Raw genomic sequence first — 21848 nt, forward strand, 5'->3', positions numbered from 1 at the left:
ATATAAAAACTATTATAAGGAGAAATACGAGTTTGGAATACTTCAATCGCAGGAATAGCCCACCTGCGACCCCTCTATTTCTCCTAAGATTGTGATTCTAAATGTACATTTAGTTCTCACGCAAAAAAGAAAACTTTCCCTTTCCCATCTAGCTACTCCATGTAGCTGGATGGGGTCTTTCCTATATGAATAAAAAAACACGTCTTAATAAGACGCAGCTCTATTTTTCCCAACGAAGTCTAATCCAACATTAGGACCTGACGAATTTCCTGGTAGGGAAGTATTTGCTCTAGGGGTTGATTTGCAAGTTTGGCGTTTGGTTTAGAAAAAAACAGAAAGGTATATAAAAAAAGCGAGACCTTTCTTAAGATGTCTGAACATGAGCTACCGATAACGAAAAAACCCAATGCGAAGAAACAGCAACTTTTCAAGTTTAGAAACTAACTATCTTTTCTCCAGTATACGTCAAAAAATCCGTTCTTTCCGAGAAAAACATCCTGAAATCTCCATCATAGACCTATCTATAGGAGACACCACGCAGCCGCTACACGCGTCTGTCATTGACACCTTTTCCACATCCGTAAGGAAATTAGGAAATCCCAAAACCTATCGCGGTTACGGTCCTGAATTAGGTCTTCCAGCTTTAAAAGAAAAACTCTCCGAAGTTTGCTATCGCGGGAAAGTTTCTCCAGAAGAAATTTTTATCTCTGACGGAGCAAAAACAGATATTTTTCGTTTATTTTCTCTATTTGGCCCTGGGAAAACCATAGCCGTGCAAGATCCTTCTTATCCGGCCTATATAGATGCTGCGATTCTTGCAGGAGCTCGTAAGATTGTCAAACTTCCCTGCACTAAAGAAACGGATTTCTTTCCTGTAATTCCTCAAGAAGAAAACATTGATATTTTCTGTCTATGTTCTCCTAATAACCCCACAGGAACCGTATTAAACAGAGAGCAACTTAAAGAGCTTATCGATTACGCTAACTCTCATGGGAGCATAATTTTGTTCGATGCTGCCTACAGCGCATTTATCTCCGATCCCTCCTTACCTACAAGTATCTTCGAAATTCCTGAAGCACGCTTCTGCGCTATAGAAATTAATTCCTTTTCCAAGTCTTTAGGATTTGCCGGAGTACGTTTGGGATGGAATATTGTTCCTAAAGATCTTAAATATAGTGATGGCTCTCTTATAATTCGTGACTGGGAACGCTTCCTATGCACAACATTCAATGGAGCCTCTCTCCCTGTTCAAGAAGCTGCAATTGCTGGAGCTTCGCTTTTCCCTAATTTAGAAGCTATCTCAAAGTATCGCTATAACAGCTCGCTTTTGCGTGAGGCCCTACAAAAAGCTGAGTTTGTTGTACACGGTGGTGAGCACGCTCCTTACCTTTGGGTTGAAGTTCCCAGCATGATTCCTGATGAAGATTTTTTTGACTTTTTCTTATACCAGTATCATATTGCCATCACTCCTGGTAAAGGATTTGGTTCGTGTGGAACGGGATACGTTCGCTTTTCTTCTTTAGGAAAATCGGAAAATATCGTTGCAGCCTGCCAACGCTTAAGCCAAACGTCTGTATATGATAGAACGGTGTTATCACTATGATTCTTCGCAAAATTGCTCAATATGCTTTTTTCCTTTCTCTTATCTGTTCTTTTATTGCTGTGGTTATCTCTTCTCCTAACCCCGAACAGGGATCACCGAAAGTTGCTGTATTTTTGTCTTTCTCCCACTCAATACTTGAAGATTGTAGTCAAAGCTGCATAGAAGTTTTAAAGTCTCTAGAAAACTCTCCGGAAGTTCTTGTTGTTAATGCTGAAGATAGCGTGGTGAAAGCAAGGAAAATCGCCCGTTTGCTACATAGTGATCAAAACATTGTGGCTATTGTTACCTTAGGCTCTATAGCCACAAAAATTATGAGCCAAATTGAAACAAAAAAACCGATTATCTATGCTGCGGTTCCTGATGGAGAGACTCTTGCTTTCTCTAAAAAACAAACAAATATCTATGGTGTCAATGACACCTTAGATATCAATCAATGCTGTTTTGCCATACAAGCCGTAAGAACCAATGCAGAATCTTTGGTCTATATAAAGCCTGTAGAACCCTTCCCTTCGGCCCTACAAAAAGAAATCGAAAAAAAACTTCATGCTTCAGGGATTTCTGTTACAGAAATCTCCGTAACGCCAACAAACTTTAAAACACGTATCCAACAAGCAATTGATAAACACCCTTCAGCGATTTTTATTCCCTTTTCTTCGTTATCTTATAAGCAAGGAACAACATTTATTGAAGAAATCCTTAAAGAAAAAATCCCTGTAATTACCGATGATTTTTCTCTAGTAGCTGAAGGAGCTTGCGTTGCCTGTGGTGTAGATTTTAAAAAATCCGGGCAGCAAGCAGCTCAAATGGTCTATCACTTACTCAACCGACATCAAGATATCGAAGGGTTGAAAAAAATCATTGCCGAGCCTCTACCTCAAACAACGACATTCAACGAAGACGTCATCCGTCGTCTAGGATTGAAAATCAACAAAACAGAACGTAAACAATTCCGTTCTATCATCTTTAAAGATAATAAAGATAAGAAAGCTGCTGTGAAAAACGATAAACCTGAAACTGAAAAAAACTGCAGTCTTGCTTAAAAGCCTTTCTCCCGCCACCCAGAAATTATGGATTCCGCGGCTTTCGGCAATAAGAGTCTTTTTTTTCTGGAAGAGTCTCCTGAAATTAACGTCACATCACGTTTGGGAAGAGATAAAGTTTTGGCTAACAAAGCAATAACTGCTTCGTTAGCCCTTCCTTTTTCTGGAGCTTCGGTAACGCGTATTTTTAACACCTCACCTTCAAATCCAACAATTTTATTTTCTTTAGATTTTGGGGTAACCTTTACCTCCAAGATCCAATATTCCTCGTTCAACGATTACTCCTGAGAGATTGTCAAATAGCCATCAGTTTCACTTACCCATGCTGCCAAAGAATGTAGGCATATTCTCGGAGCCCACTTATGCTGTAAAATTACTTGAGCAAATCCAGGACCGGCAATATCGTACTTTCCCTTATCAAAATGCTTGACAACACGAGAACGATCTAAATGAATGAAAGGTTGGCTACTTACAAATAAAATACGCTCAGATCCCTCTCCATGATAAGCATGGAAAATTTTCAACGTATCATGACGTGTTCCATATTTCTGACCTTCTGCAGGCTCAGCAACAAGGAATTCTACTTCAACGCCACCTGAAGAATCTCTCCAAGAAGCCGGAACCACCATCTGCGACCAAACAAATCTCGCAATTTCATCTTCCGAAGAAGGGAGCTTATGCTCAGCGGGGTTCCAATTTTCTTCTACAGGAAATGGGTTGTGACGCTTGTCGTAAAACTGATCAGGGTTTTCAACTTTCGCATAACGCTCTCTTTTCCCAGACAAGAAAATAATCTTTTTAAAGCGTACCCCTCTTTGCCATTCGCGAATAAGAAAATCTAAACGCTGACGAATAGTTGCCAGTGTACCCCCAAAAATGACCGCACTGCTATAGGTAGCTGCGTAAGCAGGAACTGTCTGCGTCATTCGCAACAAAGAAAGATCATTATAAAAAGCGTGATCATCGCTTACTGGCAAAGAACCAAAATCCGCAGCCATACGTTGCTCCCGAGTCAATAATAAAGGCTTTGTCGCCTCCACTAATTCCTCCGGAGTTTCGACCTCAGGTAAATCACAAAGTTCTAAAAGATGACTTACAATGGGAAGATACTTTTTAGGAGAGCAGGAAGTACTTTTATCTGCGAAAGGACAACAGCCCGAAATTAGCAGAAATACTAACCCTAAGCACACTAGAAGTGAGCATTTTCTTTTGATATTCATAAATAAAGATGTCCTAAACAATCCGTAGTAACAAAAGTGAACATACTAAAGCATTTCAAAAAAAACAACTCTCAAACAGATTGTCGCAGGCTTTCTTTAATTACCGAATCTCAAAAATCTTCCAGGGAATCTCCCCCGTCTTCATCTTCTTGATTATCAACACTTTGAGCATCTATTGCGCTATCTTCAGGACGACGGATTACATCCTCATCAGATAAATCACTCCTTCCAGAAACCGAAGACCTTACGGAAGAATTACTTCCCCCTGTCGAAGAGGTTCCCGACGCAGATGCAAAAGGATTTTCAAAAACTGGATTGTTTTCACTATTTACCGAGGAAGGTAACTGTTTAATACGAGACTTTCTTAAAATCCAAAACAGGAAAAAAATCATTGAGTTATAGATTTCATAGAACATCTGCACTAGGGTATTCCACAAAGCCCTTAACCTATTGACAAAAGCTTGACAGCAAGAAATTGTATCTTCAGATGCAGCCTGTATGAATTCTTCTTCTGTTGGGATAGGAAGATGTTCTAAAATCGCACGCGTCCTTTGCGTCTCTAAAGCTAATCGAGGAATGGATCCTTGAGGATCTATTTTCCAACCATTCTCTCCATAGACCAATCCCATTGCACCTAACTTTTCAAGAAACAGATCAGCTGAGTCCCCCATGGCCTCACGAAAATCTTCCAAAGACATGCCCATCAAAGCGTTGTGCCCATCACTCAAAGATGACGTTAATCTAAACGCGATACTTTCTAATTCATTCGCACGACCATTTAGCGAGGCTAAATCACGACGCAAATCAAGAAACTGCTCTTCAAGATCTGGCCCTTTTCCGGAATGGGATTTCTTAGAGGGTTGTCCTACAGAAGCTAAGCGATCCTTTTGAAAATTATGAAGCTTTCTCTTCAAATCATCCACTAGAGTTTCAGACGCTTCAATTCCAGCAAATAACTCCTCCATTTTCTCTTCAATTCGCTCCAGCTCTTCTCTACCAGCTCCTTCGTCATAAAAATCAGTAACGATTTCCTCTGCAAAAACCGCAGCCCCAGTTGCTGGGGATAAAGATGAGGGAGCTCCCCCCGTGGCAATTATCGCATTAGCAATGTGTTGAACACCGGCAATTGCACCATCTATAGACGATAACTCCCCAATGGACAAAACCTCAACACTTAACCCCGTCTCAGTAACACCGGGACTAGACGCGCCTTCTTGATCCTTGGAAGAAGAATCTGTGGTATCCAAATCCAAACGGTTATTCGGATCTTCTGGAATAGGGTTCGGATTCTGACTAGAACTTCCGCTTACTGATGACATAGAATTACCAAATAAAAATAAAAGTTTTTATTCTAACTAATTATATTTATATCCAATTGCTCATTTATTTTTAAAAAACAAAAGTTTGTCGGAAATAATATTAATCAAAAACCACACTTGTATAATTAATGCTAACAATTGATCAAGAAAAGCTGCTGTGTTAAGATTTAAAGATTCCTAAAAACCCACATATTTCAGGAAAGAAAAGAGTATCTGTTTCGGTATCTACCGGTTAAAAGTCTAAGATCTGTGATTGCGCCCCATGAGAACTTCCCAGCTTTTTTACAAAACTTCCAAAAATGCGAACAAAGACGCTGCTGTTTTATCCTACGAGTTGCTAGAAAAAGCAGGTTACATTTTCAAGACAGCAAAGGGTGTTTACACCTATACTCCTCTATTTTGGCGCGTTGCTCTTAAGATGATGGACATCGTTCGGGAAGAGCTAAATGCGATTGGGGGACAGGAACTTATGCTACCTATTCTTCATCCTGCAGAACTTTGGCAAAAAACAGGCCGCTGGGAAGCATTTCGCTCCGAAGGTCTTCTCTACACCTTAACAGATAGAGAAGACAAAGAGTTGTGTCTTGCTCCCACTCACGAAGAAGTCGTCACTATGTTTGTTTCTCAGTGGTTATCAGGAAGAAAACAACTGCCCATTCATTTGTATCAAATTGCGACAAAATTCCGAGACGAGATTCGACCAAGATTTGGACTCATGCGTGCTAGGGAATTCCTTATGGAAGATAGCTATACCTTCTCAGATTCTCCAGAGCAAATGAACGAGCAGTACGATAAACTCAGACGAGCTTATCAAAAGATCTTCGATAGATTAGAAATTAAGTATGTTATCGTAGAGGCCGACGGAGGAAAGATCGGCAAAGGAAAGTCGGAAGAGTTTCATGTCCTCTGTTCTCTAGGGGAAGACACAATTTGTGTAAGCGGAGATTACGGAGCTAATATCGAAGCTGCGGTTGCTCTTCCAGTACAATATACTTATGATAAGGAATTTCTCCCTATAGAAGAAGTCGCCACCCCAGATGTGCGCACAATAGAAAATCTCCAGGACTTTTTCTCAATCCCTCCTTATAGGATCATGAAAACTCTGGTTGTTAAACTCTCTTACGGAGAAAAAAATACATTCGTCGCCATAGGCATCCGAGGAGATCGACAGATTAATCTGACGAAAATACGCTCAAAACTCAATGCTGACGAGTGTGCGCTTGCTTCAGATGAGGAAATACAAAACAATCTAGGAACAGAGAAGGGGTTCGTAGGACCTTTAAACTGTCCTATTGAATTCTATGCAGATGAAACCACGCGCTGTATGACAAATTTCATCTGCGCAGGAAACGCCAAAGATAAACACTACAAAAATGTCAACTGGGATAGGGATATCCCCCGCCCTGAATATGCGGACTTCCTTCTTGCTGAAGCTGGTGACCTCTGTCCATCAAACGGCAATGCGCCCTACGAAATTTTTGAAGGTGTGGAAGTTGCCCATATTTTCAATTTAGGCACACGGTATACAGAATGTTTTGATGTTGGGTTTCAAAATGAACAAGGTGAACAACAAACCTGCTGGATGGGAACCTATGGTATAGGCATAGGCAGAACCCTCGCCGCGTGTGTAGAACAACTTGCGGATGACCGCGGTATTGTCTGGCCCAAGGCCATCGCTCCTTTCGATATTTCTATTCTCTACAATGGCGGTGATTCTGCATCCCAAGAAGCTGCAGAAAAAATCTATACGGAGTTACAAAACTCCGGCTACGCTCCTCTATTAGATGATCGCAATGAAAGACTTGGGTTTAAATTAAAAGATAGCGATCTTATTGGGATTCCGTATAAACTCATTCTCGGAAAAACTTTCCTGAACTCAGGAACACTAGAAATAGAATCCCGATCTGGAGAAAAGTTTTCCGTACAACCAAAAGATTTTGTCCATTGGTGCGAGAATTATCTCCCTCAATCCCAAAAACTCTCCTCCGCCTCTTAGGCCTGGATTAGCATTCTTTAGAGGTGAGTGCTAAACTTCCTTGACCTCGGAGGGTCGTTTTCCTATAATAATCGCCAGAGAACAGATTATTTGTGTTGGAAAACAGTTATGTCCAGGTCATGGATCTCAAAACGAGAGTCTAAGATTCTTTACATACTCTTAACGACGACAGAGCTGTATTTAAAAACAGGTCAGCCGGTCGGGTCAAAAACACTGAAGGAATACGAATGCTCGAATTTGAGCACCGCAACGATTCGTAATTATTTTTCAGAGTTAGAATCAGAAGGGTTTTTAAAGAAAAATCATATTTCCGGGGGAAGAATCCCTACGGATTTGGCTTTTCGTTATTATGTAGACCATTGTGCAGATTTTTCTCAGTCAGAGCTTCCTGAGAGCACAACACGCCTATTGAATCAACTCCCTGAAGAAAGTCAAAACATTGTGAAAGATTTACAAAAGGCTTTGGAAATCCTGGGAGAGGCTCTACAGCTCCCCACCTGTTTTTCTTCACCGCGATTTGAAAACGACTCTATAACCAACATCCAGATTTCTCTAGTAGATGAACAACGGGTAGTTGTAATTCTGTCTACAGAATTTGGTCAGGTATTTACAGAAACTTTATGGCTACCAGAAACCTCAAGTCCAGCCTCTGTAAAGCGTATTGAAACATTTCTTCAAAGTTATGTGCGTAAACAACCTCCTACAGAGATTCTTTCTCAAAAAGAAGAAGATCTAGGAATGACTCTATATAATGAAGTTGTCGTGCGTTATCTCACCCGGTACTGTAATTTCAGCGAGGAAGATTTATACCAAACAGGATTATCCAAACTTCTCAAATACGACGCTTTCAAAGACCCCGACACACTAGCCTTGGGATTATCATTTTTCGAGAATCGCCGCCATATGTGCAAACTTTTAGATATTGGCATGCACAGAGATCGCCCCACGGCATTTATAGGCAATGAGCTCTCGACAATTTTTGGAACTCCTAACCCACAGTGTGCGGTAATTACGACTCCCTATTATATGAATCGTACTCCTTTAGGAGCCTTTGGTGTACTGGGTCCTATAAATCTTCCCTACAGGGAGATTTTCCAAACCCTCACAATATTTGCAGATAAAGTTAAAGATAGCCTGACACAAAGTTTTTATAAGTTTAAATTATCCTTCAGAAGACCTTGTCCTTCCGATCCTAAACTCTCTAAAGAACCCACGTTACTGGCAAGATACTCTTCTATAAAACTATTACCCCCCAAGGAGACTTCATGACAGATTCCTCTAACGAACATGAAACAGAAAATCCATCAGTTCCTAACCCCGATAACGAGATTCAGGATCTCCAACAAGAAATAGCGACGTTAAAAGCTGAGTTAAAAGAAAAAAATGATAAATACTTAATGGTCCTTGCGGAATCGGAAAACGCTCGCAAACGCATGCAAAAAGAGCGTCAGGAAATGATGCAGTATGCTGTGGAAAATGCTCTTATAGACTTTTTAGTGCCCATAGAAAGCATGGAAAAAGCTTTAGGATTTGCCTCTCAAATGTCAGACGAAGTAAAAAACTGGGCGCTAGGATTCAATATGATCCTACAACAATTTAAACAGGTTTTTGAAGAAAAAGGTATTGTTGAATACTCCTCTGTAGGACAAAAATTTAATCCATTTTTACATGAGGCAGTAGAAACAGAGGAAACAACAAAAGTCCCCGAAGGAATTATCGTGGAAGAATTTGCTAAAGGCTACAAAATCGGAGACCGTCCTATACGCGTTGCAAAAGTCAAAGTAGCAAAATCTCCCGCGCCCCAAGAGAAAGAAGAAGAAAAAAAATAATGAAACCCTAGAGATTAGGTACGAACCATGAGCGAACACAAAAAATCTAGTAAAATTATAGGTATAGACTTAGGAACAACAAACTCCTGCGTATCTGTGATGGAAGGCGGGCAAGCTAAAGTCATTACCTCTTCAGAAGGAACACGCACAACCCCTTCTATCGTAGCATTCAAAGGAAGCGAAACTTTAGTCGGGATTCCCGCAAAAAGACAAGCGGTCACTAATCCTGAAAAAACTCTAGCTTCCACAAAACGTTTCATCGGAAGAAAATATTCTGAAGTAGAATCTGAAATTAAAACAGTACCTTATAAGGTAACTTCAGGATCTAACGGCGATGCAGTTTTCCAAGTTGAAGGAAAACAATATACTCCAGAAGAAATCGGTGCTCACATTCTTATGAAAATGAAAGAGACTGCTGAAGCTTATCTTGGAGAAACTATTACAGAAGCCGTAATTACCGTTCCTGCGTACTTCAATGATTCTCAAAGAGCCTCTACAAAAGATGCCGGACGTATTGCAGGTCTTGATGTCAAACGTATTATTCCTGAGCCAACAGCAGCAGCCCTTGCTTACGGAATTGATAAAGCTGGTGATAAAAAAATCGCCGTTTTTGACCTTGGCGGAGGAACTTTCGATATCTCTATTTTAGAAATCGGCGATGGTGTATTCGAAGTACTCTCTACAAATGGAGATACTCACCTAGGAGGAGACGATTTCGATGAAGTTATCATCAAATGGATGATCGAAGAATTCCAAAAACAAGAAGGCATCGATCTCGGTAAAGATAACATGGCTCTTCAAAGACTTAAAGATGCTGCAGAAAAAGCAAAAATTGAACTTTCTGGCATGTCTTCTACTGAGATTAACCAGCCATTTATCACCATGGATGCTAATGGCCCTAAACACCTCACACTCACATTAACACGAGCTCATTTTGAAAAGCTGGCTTCTAACTTAATTGAGCGAACAAAAGCTCCATGTATAAAAGCTTTAGCAGATGCCAAACTCTCTGCAAGCGATATCGATGATGTATTGCTCGTTGGTGGTATGTCAAGAATGCCTGCTGTTCAAGAAATCGTAAAAGACATTTTCGGCAAAGAACCAAATAAGGGCGTAAACCCTGATGAAGTTGTTGCTATTGGAGCCGCAATTCAAGGTGGGGTCCTAGGTGGTGAAGTTAAAGACGTCTTACTTCTCGACGTTATTCCTCTTTCCCTAGGTATTGAAACTCTCGGAGGCGTTATGACCCCTCTCGTAGAGAGAAATACAACTATCCCTACACAGAAAAAGCAGATTTTCTCCACAGCTGCAGATAACCAACCTGCGGTAACTATTGTTGTCTTACAAGGGGAACGCCCCATGGCAAAAGATAACAAAGAAATCGGAAGATTTGATCTTACAGACATTCCCCCAGCACCACGAGGACATCCTCAAATTGAAGTGACTTTCGATATCGATGCTAACGGAATTCTTCATGTATCCGCAAAAGATGCTGCTAGCGGTCGCGAGCAAAAAATTCGTATCGAAGCAAGCTCAGGATTAAAAGAAGATGAAATCCAAAGAATGATCCGGGATGCTGAGCAAAACAAAGAAGAAGATAAAAAACGCCGAGAAGCCTCTGACGTAAGAAACGAAGCTGACAGCATGATCTTCAGAGCTGAAAAAGCCATCAATGATTATAAGGCGAACATCCCCGAATCTTTAGTAAAAGAAATCGAAGAGCGTGTAGAAAAAGTACGATCCGCTCTTAAAGAAGATGCTTCTACAGAGAAAATCAAAGAAGCTTCCGAAGAGCTCAGCCGTCATATGCAAAAGATCGGAGAAGCTATGCAGTCACAATCTGCATCTGCGGCCCCATCTTCTGCGGCTAATGCTCAGGGTGGACCCAATATTAATACTGAAGATTTGAAAAAACATAGCTTCAGTACTAAACCACCTGCGGGGAACTCAACTTCTGCAAGCTCAAATAACGAAAATATTGAAGAAGCGGATGTTGAAATCGTAGATAAACCTAACGATTAATATCCTAAAAATCTTATCCTTTATTCCCTATTTCTCTTCAGAGAGATAGGGAATTTTCTTTTTAACTCTATCCAGAAAAATATCTTTGCATTAAAAACACCCAACAAAGGCTAGGTAAACCTATGAAAATCATAAGTCCAGACATGGAGCAAAGTTGGTGAGAAAAATAAAAAAAAGAAGACCTAAAGTCTTTAAACGAAGCACTAAGCAAATCCTACTCTCCGGAATCCTATTTGTGCACGCAAAAAAAGGTTTTGGATTTGTTACTCCTGACCATCCAGAGGAATACCCTTTTGACATTTTCATTCCTGCGAGAGACCTTAAAGGTGCTTTAGATGGAGATCATGTTATCGTCTCCCTTTTCCCCCATTCTAAAGAAGGAGAAAAAAGAAAAGGAGTTATTCATCAAGTTGTATCAAGAGGAAAAACTGTTCTTGTAGGAACTATAACCTCAATTATTGACGAAACTACTGCTCTTGTTTGTGTGAATGTTTTAGGCCCAGATGTCCCTGTAAAAGCTAAACTTATCCCTAAACGCTCTTATAAAATTGGAGATCGTTTACTTCTCAGCACGCCCGAATGGAAAGAAAAGCCAGAATCTAAAGAACCTCCACCTCTACAAATGCTTGAATTTATTGGGAATATCTCCAATGCCAAGTCTGATTTCCCCTGTATAAAAGCGGAATTTGCAATCGAAGAAGACTTCCCAGATGCTGTTATCGAAGAAACCAACCACTTCTCCCAAAAGCATATCGCCCAAGCACTAAGATCACGCAAGGACCTCCGTGACCTCCTCTGCTTCACGATTGACTCCATAACAGCAAAAGATTTCGATGATGCTGTGTCATTAACCTATGACCATAATGACAACTACATTCTTGGCGTCCATATTGCAGACGTTTCCCACTACGTAACCCCTCATTCTGCTCTAGATCAAGAAGCAAGTAAAAGATGTAACTCAATTTACTTTCCTGGGAAAGTGATCCCTATGTTACCTCCAGCACTTTCTGACAATCTCTGTAGCTTAAAACCTAATGTAGATCGACTTGCCGTTTCCGTGTTCATGACATTTACAAAATCAGGTCATCTATCCAATTACGAAATATTCCGCAGTGTGATTCGTAGTAAATACCGCATGACCTACGACGAAGTGGATGAAATTGTAGAAAATAAACAACCCCATCCCATTTCAAAAACTCTCCTTGCCATGGCAGAGCTAAGCGAAAAATTCGCAGATATCAGAGAAAAGCGCGGCTGCATACGCCTGATTCTTCCCTCATTTACCATGGCACTAGACAATCTACAAGAACCCACCGCTCTTATAGAAACCCGACAAACCTTGTCGCATAAACTTATCGAAGAGTTTATGCTCAAAGCTAACGAAGTCATTGCCTACCATATTTCCCATCAAGGGTTCTCACTGCCATTCAGGATTCATGAATCTCCAAATGATGAAAGTTTACTCTCCTTCCAAGAAATGGCCAAAGCTATGGGGTTTGATATAATCATGACCCCAACTCAAGAACCCGATTATCAATACTTGCTTCAAGAAAGCTCTTCAGGACACCCTTTAGAGCCAATTCTACATTCACAATTTGTCCGAAGCATGAAAACCGCCTCGTACTCCACAGAAAACAAAGGCCATTACGGACTGAAACTCGACTTCTATACTCATTTTACAAGCCCTATTCGCCGGTATATCGATCTTGTTGTTCACAGACTGCTTTTCCACCCTATGTCCATAGAAGAAACACGCTTAGAACACATTGTAAGAGCCTGCTCTTCCCAAGAGCGTATAGCCGCAAAAGCCGAATTTGCTTTTGAAAATCTGAAAAAAACACGGTTCTTAAATAAATTCTTACAAGAACAGCCAGAAACAATTTATAAAGCCTACATTATCACTACAACTCCCGAAGGAATTTCGTTTACTGTTCCTGAGTTTTGCCAAGAAGGATGCATTCCTACAGCTCAACTGCCTAAAGAATACGCTCTGACAAAGAAAACTTCTCCTGACGATCTCCCAAGCAAACTCCGCCCAGGAGCAACGATAGAAGTCAAACTCTCCGAAGTCAATCTCCTCAATCAGGCAATTACCTGGTCCTTGGTAACAAAAAAAATAAGGACACCCAAAAAACAACCCACAAAGGAACAAACACCTAAAACTCGAAGAAAAAGGAAAACAGAATAATGCTTCCTGAAAGCTTCTTTCTAAACGATGATGTTCTCTATCTAGCCAAAGAATTACTGGGACATAGTCTCGTCACTCAAATAGAAGGAAAAACAACCTCGGGAATCATTATAGAAACAGAAGCTTATCGTGGGCCTGATGATAAAGCCTGTCATGCATACAATTATAGAAAAACACAAAGAAATCTCCCCATGTATAGCCGTGGGGGTATTGCCTATATCTACCAATGCTACGGTATGCATGCCCTATTCAATGTGGTAACCGGAAGTCAAAATCTTCCTCATGCTGTGCTCATTCGCGCTATTGCCCCCCAAAAAGGTGAGGATATCATGATCCAAAGACGTCAATGGCAAAATAAACCCAAGCATCTCCTAACCAATGGCCCCGGAAAAGTCTGCCAAGCTCTCAATCTAACCCTTGAACACAATACTCAATCTCTTACTTCCCCCCAGATCCATATAAGCCAGAAGAAAATTTCAGGTACAATTACGCAAACCCCACGCATAGGTATTGATTACGCGGAAGAATATCGGGACCTTCCCTGGAGATTCTTGCTAAACATCAAGAAATCAAAAAAAATATAGAAAAGCATGGCAAGTTGTTAAAAAAATTAAAAATAAAGAGTATAAAAACCCTAGCCAAGAAATTGGGAAAAAAATCTATGGAGTCATATCTTAAACTCTGCTCTTATGATAGACTCAATGGTGACTAGAAATCCTCTAACACAACCAATAGTGATTTATGAAGAAACACTTTATTACAGGCCTGGTTATTCTCCTCCCCCTAGCAATTACCCTTGCTGTTGTTGGAATGATAATGAACTTCCTCACGCAGCCCTTCGTTGGTCTGGTTTCAGGATTTTTCGAACGTATTAGCTTTTATTCCAAACACAAAGCCCTGTTAAAATTCGTTTTACAGATTATTTTACTCTTCGGACTTTTCTTCGCTACAGTCCTCCTAGGATTTCTAGCCCGTTTAATGATCTTTAAATCCTTGCTATCCATTTATGATAAAATTCTTCATAGGATCCCTATTATAAAAACTGTGTATAAAGCTGCTCAACAGGTGATGACAACAATCTTTGGATCCCAATCCGGATCGTTTAAACAAGTGGTCATGGTTCCCTTTCCTAATACACAAACACGCTGCATCGGGTTAGTTGCCGGAGATGCTCCAAATATTTGCTCTGACGATCCCGAAAATCCTATGATCACCGTTTTTATTCCCACAACACCCAACCCCACCTCCGGATTTCTTACTCTTTTTAAAAAATCTGATATTACCTTCCTAGACATGAAAATCGAAGATGCATTCAAATATATTATTTCCTGTGGAGTGCTCACTTCAGGATCCAATACCCCATGCTCCCCAATTACCGAAGCTCTAAGTCAAAATCCCTAGGGATAAATGGGTCACCCTATTGAAAAAAAACGCCCCTTCGATTATCCTTTTCCTTAATTATAAGTCCCCGATCATTCTCTCGATCGTTTTGGAGAATTAAAAAGTTAAATATCGAGTTACCTTATGACACGCATGAGCAAACAAGCTCGTCGAAGAGCTATGAGTCCCAAAAAGCGTAAACCTGTTTATGCTATCGTTCATCCAAAACCAGCTCCAAGAATCGCTTATAAAGCACATAAAAACGCTGTAAGCAGCGAAAGTATCTTTATTCCACAAATTAGTTAATTACTAGAGAACCAGTTATGTCACGACATCGCAGTTACGGCAAATCCATTAAAGGAGAAACCAAAAGAAACGTTCTTAAGCGTTTCGAGCGCATAGAAGTTTTGCGTAAGTTAGGCCGTTGGAATGATGCCACAGCAAAAAAAGCTACCGGTCTTCCTAAGACTCCTGTAATGAAATAAATTTTTTTTGCTGATTTATCTTGAAGAAAGTTCCCATAAAAGTTTGTGTTTCTAACAAACAAAAAGATGTTCCAATTCGAGTGCAATCAGCAAAAAAATTAGTTCTTTGTTGTTTGCAGTATTGGAAAATTACTACGGATCAAGTTTACATTTATTTCCTAGATGATAAAGCTTTAGCTCAGATTCATGACGAAGTATTCTCAGATCCTTCATTAACAGATACCATCACGTTACCTATAGACTCTCCAGGGATTTCCTCCCACCCCCACGTTCTAGGTGAAGCTTTTATTAGTCCCAAAGCTGCTATACGATTTTTAAAAGATCGTTCCCAAGATTCTGATCTTCTATATGAAGAAATTTCTCGCTATGTTGTCCATTCCCTCCTGCACATGCTGGGATACGATGACCAAACTCCTGAGGAAAGAAAAAAAATGAGAGTTAAAGAAAATCAAGCGCTATGTATGTTAAGAGAAAAACATGCGCTTCTATCAGATTAAAATGCTTGATTTCCTATTGGCAATTTCTCTCCTTGTTCTCCTATTTTCCACAGCCCTAACACAAAAATCAGTCAAAACACAAGAGGATGATACACTCCACCGCCATCCTAGTCAGTCCAATACACCGGCTCTTCTTGCCTCTGTCTTGCTCTGCTTATATGGAATCATAGGCGTTTCTATCTATTCTCAATACAAATTTACAACTAAAGGCTTAACTCAATGCTTCTGGGCCGCTTATGTGCTTGCTGCTCCTTTAGCCTACGGGTTCCTTCCCTACAGCATAAAACTCCATAAAGGGATTGTCTCAGCACTGTGTTGTATTTCTTCTTTACTTCAAGCATTTTTCCTTCCTCTTCAACGCTCTATTCATAACGAAGAAAAGGATCCCAAACCCTCAAGCTCAGAAATGGAAAATCAAATGACAGAAGCAATATCGTCTTTTGATAAATTGATCGTGAGGGAAATTATGATCCCTAAGGTAGATATCTTTGCAATACAAGAAGATACCCCTATTCGCAATGCTTTTCCAGCTATCATAGAAGAAGGCTATAGCCGAATTCCTCTATACAAGAAAAATATCGACAACATCACTGGTATACTCCTAGTCAAAGATTTACTAGCTAACCCCCAGTCAGCTAATTCCTCTCAACCAGTATCTTCAGTAGCCAAATCCCCCATATACGCCCCTGAAATTAAAAAAGTCTCGTCATTACTTCAGGAGTTTCGTCAAAAACATCGCCACCTAGCGATTGTAGTCAATGAATATGGTGTTACCGAAGGGATCATCAGTATGGAAGATATTATCGAAGAAATTTTCGGAGAAATCGCCGATGAGTATGACGTCCAAGAGGATATTCCCTATAAAAAAGTCGGAAATTCGTGGATTGTTGACGGTCGTATGAATATCTCCGATGCCGAAGAATATTTTAATTTAAAAATTCATCACGAAAATAGTTACGATACCCTAGGAGGCCATGTTTTTCATAAGGTTGGCGCCGTCCCACAAAAAGGGATGAAAATTCATCACGAAAACTTTGATATAGAAATTATCACCTGCTCAGAACGTAGCGTTGGGAAACTCAAAATCACCCCAAGAAAAAAGAAGTTCTCCCCTTCGTAACTTCTTCCAATATACAGAGAAACAAAAGAATAGAAAAATCTCTTTGCAAAAAACCTAAAGATTTACGAGAGTTAGGTCTTGAGAAATCACTATAGGTTTGGGAGCATCATCGATAATGAATAACATCCACAAAGAAGAGCACGGAACCACTGCTGTCTTACATCTCCAAGGAAAACTTGACGGGATCTCTTCTCCGGAAGTACAAGAAACCATCTCACAATCCCTATCCGCAGGAATTAATAATATTGTTCTCGACTGCGCAAATCTAGATTACATGTCCAGCGCAGGTATTCGTGTGCTCTTACAAAGCTACCATCAAGTAGGAAAACGTTCTGGGAAAATCGTTCTTACCAGCGTTCCTAAAACCATAGAACAAACTCTATATGTCACTGGATTCCTCTCCTATTTTAAAATGTTCAATAGTGTACAGGAAGCATTGCAAGCACTAAGCAAAGACGATGATTGAGAAAAACCTTTTTCTCATGTATGATTCTGCCTTCAGTTGATTTCAACCCGCTATGTTACTATGCGCAGATCTGTTTGTTATGTTAATCCTTCCGTAGCTAGAGCTGGGCAAATATCTACATGGAAGTTTCTTTACTCCCTAGTTGACTATCTCCCCGAAGGAACAAAACTTAAATTTGACCTAGGATGTCAAGGCAGACCTATAGATTGGGAAATTCCTTCCGTTGATCTGAAACAACCTCGTAATACTATCTATTTGGAAACCCCCAACGGGGATATTCTCACTGCAGTAACCATCCCCATTCCTAATAGTCCTGTTCCACAGTACGAATTTACTCTTCCTTACGAGTTAGAAGCTGGAGAAACACTGACTATTGTCCTTGGTCCTTCTCCAGAATATCCACAAACAGACGAAGCTGGAAACGGTGCTCAACTATTCACTCAACGCCGAAAACCCTTTTATCTCTACGTAGATACGGATGGCAAAGGCAACTACGAAGAACCCGATATCTTTACCATGGATATTCGTGGTAATGTTCTTAAAAACATTCAAATCTTCACCCCTTCCTACGTTGTTAAAAACAAACGTTTTGATATTACCGTACGCTTCGAAGATGAGTTCAATAACCTGACAAACTTCTCTCCAGAGAACACACGTATCGAACTTTCTTACGAGCACTTAAGAGAAAATCTAAATTGGCAATTATTTATTCCTGAAACAGGATTCGTTATCCTACCGAACCTCTACTTCAATGAATCTGGAATCTATAGAATCCAATTAAAAAATCTCCTCACAGGAGAACTCTTCGTCTCTGCTCCCATAAAATGTTTCTCCGAAACAGCGCCCAATCTTATGTGGGGTCTGCTTCACGGGGAATCGGAACGCGTAGACTCTGAAGAAAACATAGAAGCATGTTTACGTTATTTCAGAGATGATCGCGCGTTAAACTTTTACGCATCGTCATCTTTTGAAAACCAAGAAGGCTTAACCCCCGATCTTTGGAAAATGATCAACCAAACTATTGGGGATTTCAATGAAGAAGACCGTTTCGTAGCCTTATCAGGAGTGCAATATTTCGGCGAACCCGGAGAAGAAGGCCTCAGACAAATTCTCTATGTCAAAGAAAATAAATCTTGTTCTAAGCATAAAGACTGTAAAATCGCCTCCTTATCAAAGCTCTACAAGAGCATGTCTTCTCACGAAATTATTTCGATCCCGAGCTTCACAGCATCCAAACGCTATGGGTTTAATTTTAACAACTTCCAGCCAGAATTTGAACGTGTTGTTGAGATCTATAACGCTTGGGGATGCTCGGAAAGAACAGAAAAAGAAGGAAATCCTTTCCCCATTAAAGGAGAGGATTCTGAAATGGCATCAGGAACATTAATAGAAGCGTTAAAACGCAATTTACGCTTTGGTTTTGTTGCTGGTGGTTTAGATGATCGTGGTATTTATAGCAAATTCTTCGACGACAACCAACAGCAATACACTCCAGGTCTTACGGCCATCGTATGTAATAAATACGATCGAGAATCCCTTGTAGAAGCTTTGCATCAGCGTCATTGCTATGCAACTACAGGCCCAAGAATTATCGTTAGCTTTAACATTACTTCAGCTCCCATGGGTTCTGAGTTATCCACAACTACAAAACCTGGCCTTGCTGTAAATCGTCATATTTCAGGATATGTTGCAGGAACGTCTCAACTTAAAACTGTTGAGATTATCCGTAACGGGGAAGTCATAAAAACATTCCATCCCGAAAGCAATAATCTGGATTATGAATACGATGATATGGAACCTCTATCTCGAGTAACTCTTAAAGATCCTAAAGGGAAAATTCCTTTCGCATTCTACTATTTAAGAGTCACGCAGGTAGACCAATCTATGGCATGGAGTTCTCCTATTTGGGTAGATCTTCATTAATCCTACTGATTTTTATTGAAGGCAGGTCTTCTTATGATGACTCTTTTTCTTCTTATTTGCTGTGCCACAGCACTACTGGGAGTGGGCATAGTTATTTTACTCATAGGCTCTTATCTTCTAGGCAGGCCTTTATCTAAAGGATGTGGAAAATCGAACTGTTGCCATAAAAAAGCGTGCGATAAACAAACTCGATCTGATTCTACAACCAAAGCATCATCCCATGACAACGACACCCCTTCCTCGCATTCTTCTTAAAAACTCTTGGATGAAACAGTTATTTGATACGTATACGGAAGGAGCTCGTCTTTCTACAGACGAAGCCTTGCGTCTACTTCTCTTAGAAAATGAAGACGATCAGCGTGCCTTATGGGACTTTGCAGACCAAGTACGTAAAAAGTATGTTGGAGATGTTGTCTACTACTCTTCCACCTTTTATTTATATCCCACGAACTTTTGTGACTTCAACTGTACCTTCTGTGCTTTTTATGCGAAACCGGGAGATGCTAAAGGATGGTTTTATACTCCTGACCAACTTATCCAAAAGATTCATGAGTTAGACGTTCCCGTTACAGAAGCACATATCGTTTCAGGATGCTTTCCAGAGTGCAATTTAGACTACTATACTGAGCTATTCAGAAAGATTAAGACCAATTTCCCTCATATCCATATTAAAGCACTCACCGGTATTGAGTATGCTTACCTAGCGCAACTTCACAACATTCCTGTTGTAGAGGTATTGAAAATCTTAAAAAACTCAGGATTAGATTCCATCCCTGGAGGAGGTTTTGATATCCTTGTAGATGAAATACGCCAAGTACTGGCTCCGGGACGATTATCCTCTCAAGCTTTCTTAGATATTCATAGAACAGCGCATAATCTTGGAATACCAAGCAATAGCACGATGTTGTGCTATCATAGGGAGAAGCCTGAAGATCTCGTCACACATATGGAAAAGTTAAGAAATCTCCAAGACGATACATTAGGATTTAAGAACTTTGTGTTGTTGAAGTTCGCAACAGAAAATAATCCCCTAGGGAAAAGACTTCGCAAAATCGGAAGATTTCATAATATCCCACCGGCATCTATCATTGCTGTGGCAAGGCTATTCTTAGATAATTTTAGAAACATAAAAGCCTTGTGGAATTATTTAGGAATCGAGCAAGCTCTACACTTGCTATCTTGCGGAGCGAATGATCTTTCCTCCACACATATCGGAGAAAAGGTGTTTCAAATGGCCTCTTCAAATCAAAGTATAAAAATGGATATTGAGGGAATGGCAAGCCTCATTAAAAAACAAGGGCGCATACCATGTCTGACAAACTCGAAAGACGTATAACTTTGGGATGCGTAAGCTATATCAATGCTTTTCCTTTTTCTTTGGAGCTTGCAAAAAGAGAGGACATTCTTCTTCATACAGCCCCTCCAGCAAATTTACTTGGCAAGCTTCTCGATGGAAGTTTACAATTTGCTCTCACCTCTGCCGCGGGGCTATTAACTCATCCTTTTGGGAAAATTCCAGGATTTGGCATAGCAGCTTATAAAAAAATTCTCAGCGTAAATCTTTACGCTGCATCGACATTCTTCACTTCTGAGAAACTTCGCATTGCGGCAACAAAAGAAAGCCGCTCCTCGGTAATGCTCTTGGACATTCTTTGTCGTCATTTGTGGAACACCTCTATCCCAGAAATTATCCAACTTCCTGCTGATGAAGTTATAGAGAAAGCAGGAAATTACGATGGGCTACTCTTAATAGGGGATAAAGCTTTACATCATCCTCATATTCCTGGATTTGCCACATATGATCTTGCCCAAGGGTGGTATGAACTTACCCAACTTCCTTTTGTTTTCGCTGTTGTTCTTTCTAATAATCCTCAGGGAAGTGATGTTGTACAATCCGCATTAGAGAGTTCGCTACACTATTTCGAAACTCATCCTGAAGCTTGTATAGAAAGGGCTAAGGAACGCTCTCAGCTTCCCCAAGATCTTATTCAGGAGTACTACTCTCTATGCCGTTATCGTCTAAGAGAAGAAGACTATGCAGGACTTGAGAAATTCCGAGAATATTATGCCACCATCTATCAACGAGCCTAATCTTCAGGAGATGTTTGATTCCTTAGCTCCTAAATACGATAGGATAAACTCTATCCTATCTCTAGGCATGCATCATTTATGGAATCGTACGTTTGCAAGAATGTTAGGAAAGTCCGAGCATCTTCTAGATCTTTGTTCAGGAACAGGGAAAGTTGCCTATAGGTATATCCGTGATTATCCTGGATCAAAGGCTACTCTGGTAGACTTCTCTGAAAAAATGCTGCTTGCGGCTCAACAGCGCTATCCTGATGCACCTTTTACTTTTATAGAGGGGGATATTGTTCAGCTGCCCATAGATGAAGAATCGCAAACTCTAGCTTCAATGTCCTATGGATTAAGAAATCTCTCCAATCCTAAGCAAGCTCTTGAGGAAATCCATCGTATTTTACAACACAACGGATGCTTAGGCATCTTAGAACTCACCTCACCCTCTCGCAAGCATCCCCTCTATCTCGCCCATCGACTATATCTAAACTTCTTAGTGCCTTGGCTGGGGAGACTATGTTCTAAAAATAAGCAAGCCTATACATATCTAGCCGAGAGCATTAAGAAACTCCCGAGCGATGACTATCTAGAACAACTATTCCAAAACGCGAAGTTCCAAGTAAGCAAAAAAAGGAAATTAGCCTTTGGATCAGCTACAATCTGGATACTGAAGAAAATCTAAAC

Annotated in this window: 22 protein-coding genes; 19 read left to right on the forward strand and 3 right to left on the reverse strand. The window is 40.3% G+C overall.

Going from position 1 to position 21848, the window contains the following annotated elements:
• Nucleotides 1-406 precede the first annotated feature (406 nt).
• Complete coding sequence (locus tag CF_RS03800) at nt 407-1603, forward strand: LL-diaminopimelate aminotransferase (RefSeq protein ID WP_011458307.1); 1197 nt, start codon at nt 407-409, stop codon at nt 1601-1603.
• Nucleotides 1600-2643: an ABC transporter substrate-binding protein gene (locus CF_RS03805; RefSeq protein ID WP_011458308.1), complete on the forward strand. Its 1044-nt coding sequence runs from the start codon at nt 1600-1602 to the stop codon at nt 2641-2643. The genes CF_RS03800 and CF_RS03805 overlap by 4 nt, the downstream gene beginning before the upstream one ends.
• Here the strand turns inward: CF_RS03805 and CF_RS03810 are convergent.
• The 3 genes from CF_RS03810 to CF_RS03820 form a co-directional block, all read right to left on the reverse strand.
• On the reverse strand, nt 2640-2918 hold the full coding sequence (locus tag CF_RS03810) for a DUF167 family protein (RefSeq protein ID WP_041468005.1): 279 nt from the start codon (nt 2916-2918) through the stop codon (nt 2640-2642). The genes CF_RS03805 and CF_RS03810 overlap by 4 nt on opposite strands.
• Before the next feature lie 3 nt (nt 2919-2921).
• The gene (locus CF_RS03815; protein ID WP_011458310.1) at nt 2922-3863 is read right to left on the reverse strand and encodes a hypothetical protein; all 942 of its coding nucleotides are present in this window, start codon (nt 3861-3863) and stop codon (nt 2922-2924) included.
• Between the two features lie 110 nt (nt 3864-3973).
• Entirely contained in the window at nt 3974-5182 is a 1209-nt protein-coding gene (locus CF_RS03820) for a CT392 family protein (RefSeq protein ID WP_011458311.1), read from the reverse strand.
• Nucleotides 5183-5444: 262 nt separating this feature from the next.
• Here CF_RS03820 and CF_RS03825 point away from each other — a divergent pair, with 262 nt between their 5' ends.
• The 17 genes from CF_RS03825 (at nt 5445) to ubiE (ending at nt 21846) form a co-directional block, all read left to right on the forward strand.
• Nucleotides 5445-7178 (forward strand): proline--tRNA ligase, encoded by a 1734-nt coding sequence (locus CF_RS03825; protein WP_011458312.1) that lies wholly within the window; start codon nt 5445-5447, stop codon nt 7176-7178.
• Nucleotides 7179-7286: 108 nt separating this feature from the next.
• Nucleotides 7287-8447, forward strand: coding sequence for a heat-inducible transcriptional repressor HrcA (gene hrcA, locus CF_RS03830; protein WP_011458313.1), 1161 nt, complete (start codon nt 7287-7289; stop codon nt 8445-8447).
• On the forward strand, nt 8444-9007 hold the full coding sequence (locus CF_RS03835; RefSeq protein ID WP_011458314.1) for a nucleotide exchange factor GrpE: 564 nt from the start codon (nt 8444-8446) through the stop codon (nt 9005-9007). Before hrcA ends, CF_RS03835 begins: the two co-directional genes overlap by 4 nt.
• A 27-nt stretch (nt 9008-9034) precedes the next feature.
• The gene (gene dnaK, locus CF_RS03840; protein ID WP_011458315.1) at nt 9035-11029 is read left to right on the forward strand and encodes a molecular chaperone DnaK; all 1995 of its coding nucleotides are present in this window, start codon (nt 9035-9037) and stop codon (nt 11027-11029) included.
• A gap of 154 nt (nt 11030-11183) precedes the next feature.
• Nucleotides 11184-13217, forward strand: coding sequence for a ribonuclease R family protein (locus CF_RS03845; RefSeq protein WP_148174339.1), 2034 nt, complete (start codon nt 11184-11186; stop codon nt 13215-13217).
• Nucleotides 13217-13801, forward strand: coding sequence for a DNA-3-methyladenine glycosylase (locus CF_RS03850; protein WP_011458317.1), 585 nt, complete (start codon nt 13217-13219; stop codon nt 13799-13801). Before CF_RS03845 ends, CF_RS03850 begins: the two co-directional genes overlap by 1 nt.
• A 157-nt stretch (nt 13802-13958) precedes the next feature.
• The gene (locus CF_RS03855; protein WP_011458318.1) at nt 13959-14618 is read left to right on the forward strand and encodes a DUF502 domain-containing protein; all 660 of its coding nucleotides are present in this window, start codon (nt 13959-13961) and stop codon (nt 14616-14618) included.
• Nucleotides 14619-14741: 123 nt separating this feature from the next.
• On the forward strand, nt 14742-14903 hold the full coding sequence (locus CF_RS05250) for a hypothetical protein (protein WP_011458319.1): 162 nt from the start codon (nt 14742-14744) through the stop codon (nt 14901-14903).
• A gap of 17 nt (nt 14904-14920) precedes the next feature.
• Nucleotides 14921-15082 (forward strand): small basic protein, encoded by a 162-nt coding sequence (locus tag CF_RS05210; RefSeq protein ID WP_011458320.1) that lies wholly within the window; start codon nt 14921-14923, stop codon nt 15080-15082.
• A 20-nt stretch (nt 15083-15102) separates the two neighbouring features.
• The gene (gene ybeY / locus CF_RS03860; RefSeq protein ID WP_011458321.1) at nt 15103-15579 is read left to right on the forward strand and encodes an rRNA maturation RNase YbeY; all 477 of its coding nucleotides are present in this window, start codon (nt 15103-15105) and stop codon (nt 15577-15579) included.
• A gap of 1 nt (nt 15580) precedes the next feature.
• Nucleotides 15581-16699, forward strand: coding sequence for a hemolysin family protein (locus CF_RS03865; protein WP_041468105.1), 1119 nt, complete (start codon nt 15581-15583; stop codon nt 16697-16699).
• Nucleotides 16700-16814: 115 nt separating this feature from the next.
• A complete protein-coding gene (locus CF_RS03870; protein WP_011458323.1) occupies nt 16815-17165 on the forward strand; it encodes an anti-sigma factor antagonist in 351 nt (116 codons plus the stop codon).
• A gap of 60 nt (nt 17166-17225) precedes the next feature.
• On the forward strand, nt 17226-19088 hold the full coding sequence (locus CF_RS03875; protein ID WP_011458324.1) for a DUF3604 domain-containing protein: 1863 nt from the start codon (nt 17226-17228) through the stop codon (nt 19086-19088).
• A 33-nt stretch (nt 19089-19121) separates the two neighbouring features.
• Nucleotides 19122-19343 (forward strand): hypothetical protein, encoded by a 222-nt coding sequence (locus CF_RS05215; protein ID WP_011458325.1) that lies wholly within the window; start codon nt 19122-19124, stop codon nt 19341-19343.
• A complete protein-coding gene (locus CF_RS03880) occupies nt 19309-20424 on the forward strand; it encodes a CofH family radical SAM protein (RefSeq protein ID WP_011458326.1) in 1116 nt (371 codons plus the stop codon). The genes CF_RS05215 and CF_RS03880 overlap by 35 nt, the downstream gene beginning before the upstream one ends.
• Nucleotides 20397-21179 carry a menaquinone biosynthesis protein gene (locus CF_RS03885; protein WP_011458327.1) on the forward strand — a complete coding sequence of 261 codons (783 nt, stop codon included), beginning with the start codon at nt 20397-20399 and terminating at the stop codon, nt 21177-21179. Before CF_RS03880 ends, CF_RS03885 begins: the two co-directional genes overlap by 28 nt.
• Nucleotides 21154-21846, forward strand: a complete 693-nt coding sequence (gene ubiE, locus CF_RS03890; RefSeq protein WP_011458328.1) for a bifunctional demethylmenaquinone methyltransferase/2-methoxy-6-polyprenyl-1,4-benzoquinol methylase UbiE — start codon at nt 21154-21156, stop codon at nt 21844-21846. Before CF_RS03885 ends, ubiE begins: the two co-directional genes overlap by 26 nt.
• Nucleotides 21847-21848: the final 2 nt, after the last annotated feature.

It is taken from the genome of Chlamydia felis Fe/C-56 (assembly GCF_000009945.1).
In the GTDB taxonomy this organism is placed as follows: Bacteria; Chlamydiota; Chlamydiia; order Chlamydiales; family Chlamydiaceae; genus Chlamydia; species Chlamydia felis.

What these genes read in the sequence shown, in the direction of transcription:
- CF_RS03800 (WP_011458307.1), top strand. Translation starts at nt 407, where the DNA reads ATGCGAAGAAACAGCAACTTTTCAAGTTTAGAAACTAACTATCTTTTC.
- CF_RS03805 (WP_011458308.1), top strand. Translation starts at nt 1,600, where the DNA reads ATGATTCTTCGCAAAATTGCTCAATATGCTTTTTTCCTTTCTCTTATC.
- CF_RS03815 (WP_011458310.1), bottom strand. Translation starts at nt 3,863, where the DNA reads ATGAATATCAAAAGAAAATGCTCACTTCTAGTGTGCTTAGGGTTAGTA.
- CF_RS03820 (WP_011458311.1), bottom strand. Translation starts at nt 5,182, where the DNA reads ATGTCATCAGTAAGCGGAAGTTCTAGTCAGAATCCGAACCCTATTCCA.
- CF_RS03825 (WP_011458312.1), top strand. Translation starts at nt 5,445, where the DNA reads ATGAGAACTTCCCAGCTTTTTTACAAAACTTCCAAAAATGCGAACAAA.
- hrcA (WP_011458313.1), top strand. Translation starts at nt 7,287, where the DNA reads ATGTCCAGGTCATGGATCTCAAAACGAGAGTCTAAGATTCTTTACATA.
- CF_RS03835 (WP_011458314.1), top strand. Translation starts at nt 8,444, where the DNA reads ATGACAGATTCCTCTAACGAACATGAAACAGAAAATCCATCAGTTCCT.
- dnaK (WP_011458315.1), top strand. Translation starts at nt 9,035, where the DNA reads ATGAGCGAACACAAAAAATCTAGTAAAATTATAGGTATAGACTTAGGA.
- CF_RS03850 (WP_011458317.1), top strand. Translation starts at nt 13,217, where the DNA reads ATGCTTCCTGAAAGCTTCTTTCTAAACGATGATGTTCTCTATCTAGCC.
- CF_RS03855 (WP_011458318.1), top strand. Translation starts at nt 13,959, where the DNA reads ATGAAGAAACACTTTATTACAGGCCTGGTTATTCTCCTCCCCCTAGCA.
- CF_RS05250 (WP_011458319.1), top strand. Translation starts at nt 14,742, where the DNA reads ATGACACGCATGAGCAAACAAGCTCGTCGAAGAGCTATGAGTCCCAAA.
- CF_RS05210 (WP_011458320.1), top strand. Translation starts at nt 14,921, where the DNA reads ATGTCACGACATCGCAGTTACGGCAAATCCATTAAAGGAGAAACCAAA.
- CF_RS03865 (WP_041468105.1), top strand. Translation starts at nt 15,581, where the DNA reads ATGCTTGATTTCCTATTGGCAATTTCTCTCCTTGTTCTCCTATTTTCC.
- CF_RS03870 (WP_011458323.1), top strand. Translation starts at nt 16,815, where the DNA reads ATGAATAACATCCACAAAGAAGAGCACGGAACCACTGCTGTCTTACAT.
- CF_RS03875 (WP_011458324.1), top strand. Translation starts at nt 17,226, where the DNA reads ATGCGCAGATCTGTTTGTTATGTTAATCCTTCCGTAGCTAGAGCTGGG.
- CF_RS05215 (WP_011458325.1), top strand. Translation starts at nt 19,122, where the DNA reads ATGATGACTCTTTTTCTTCTTATTTGCTGTGCCACAGCACTACTGGGA.
- CF_RS03880 (WP_011458326.1), top strand. Translation starts at nt 19,309, where the DNA reads ATGACAACGACACCCCTTCCTCGCATTCTTCTTAAAAACTCTTGGATG.
- CF_RS03885 (WP_011458327.1), top strand. Translation starts at nt 20,397, where the DNA reads ATGTCTGACAAACTCGAAAGACGTATAACTTTGGGATGCGTAAGCTAT.
- ubiE (WP_011458328.1), top strand. Translation starts at nt 21,154, where the DNA reads ATGCCACCATCTATCAACGAGCCTAATCTTCAGGAGATGTTTGATTCC.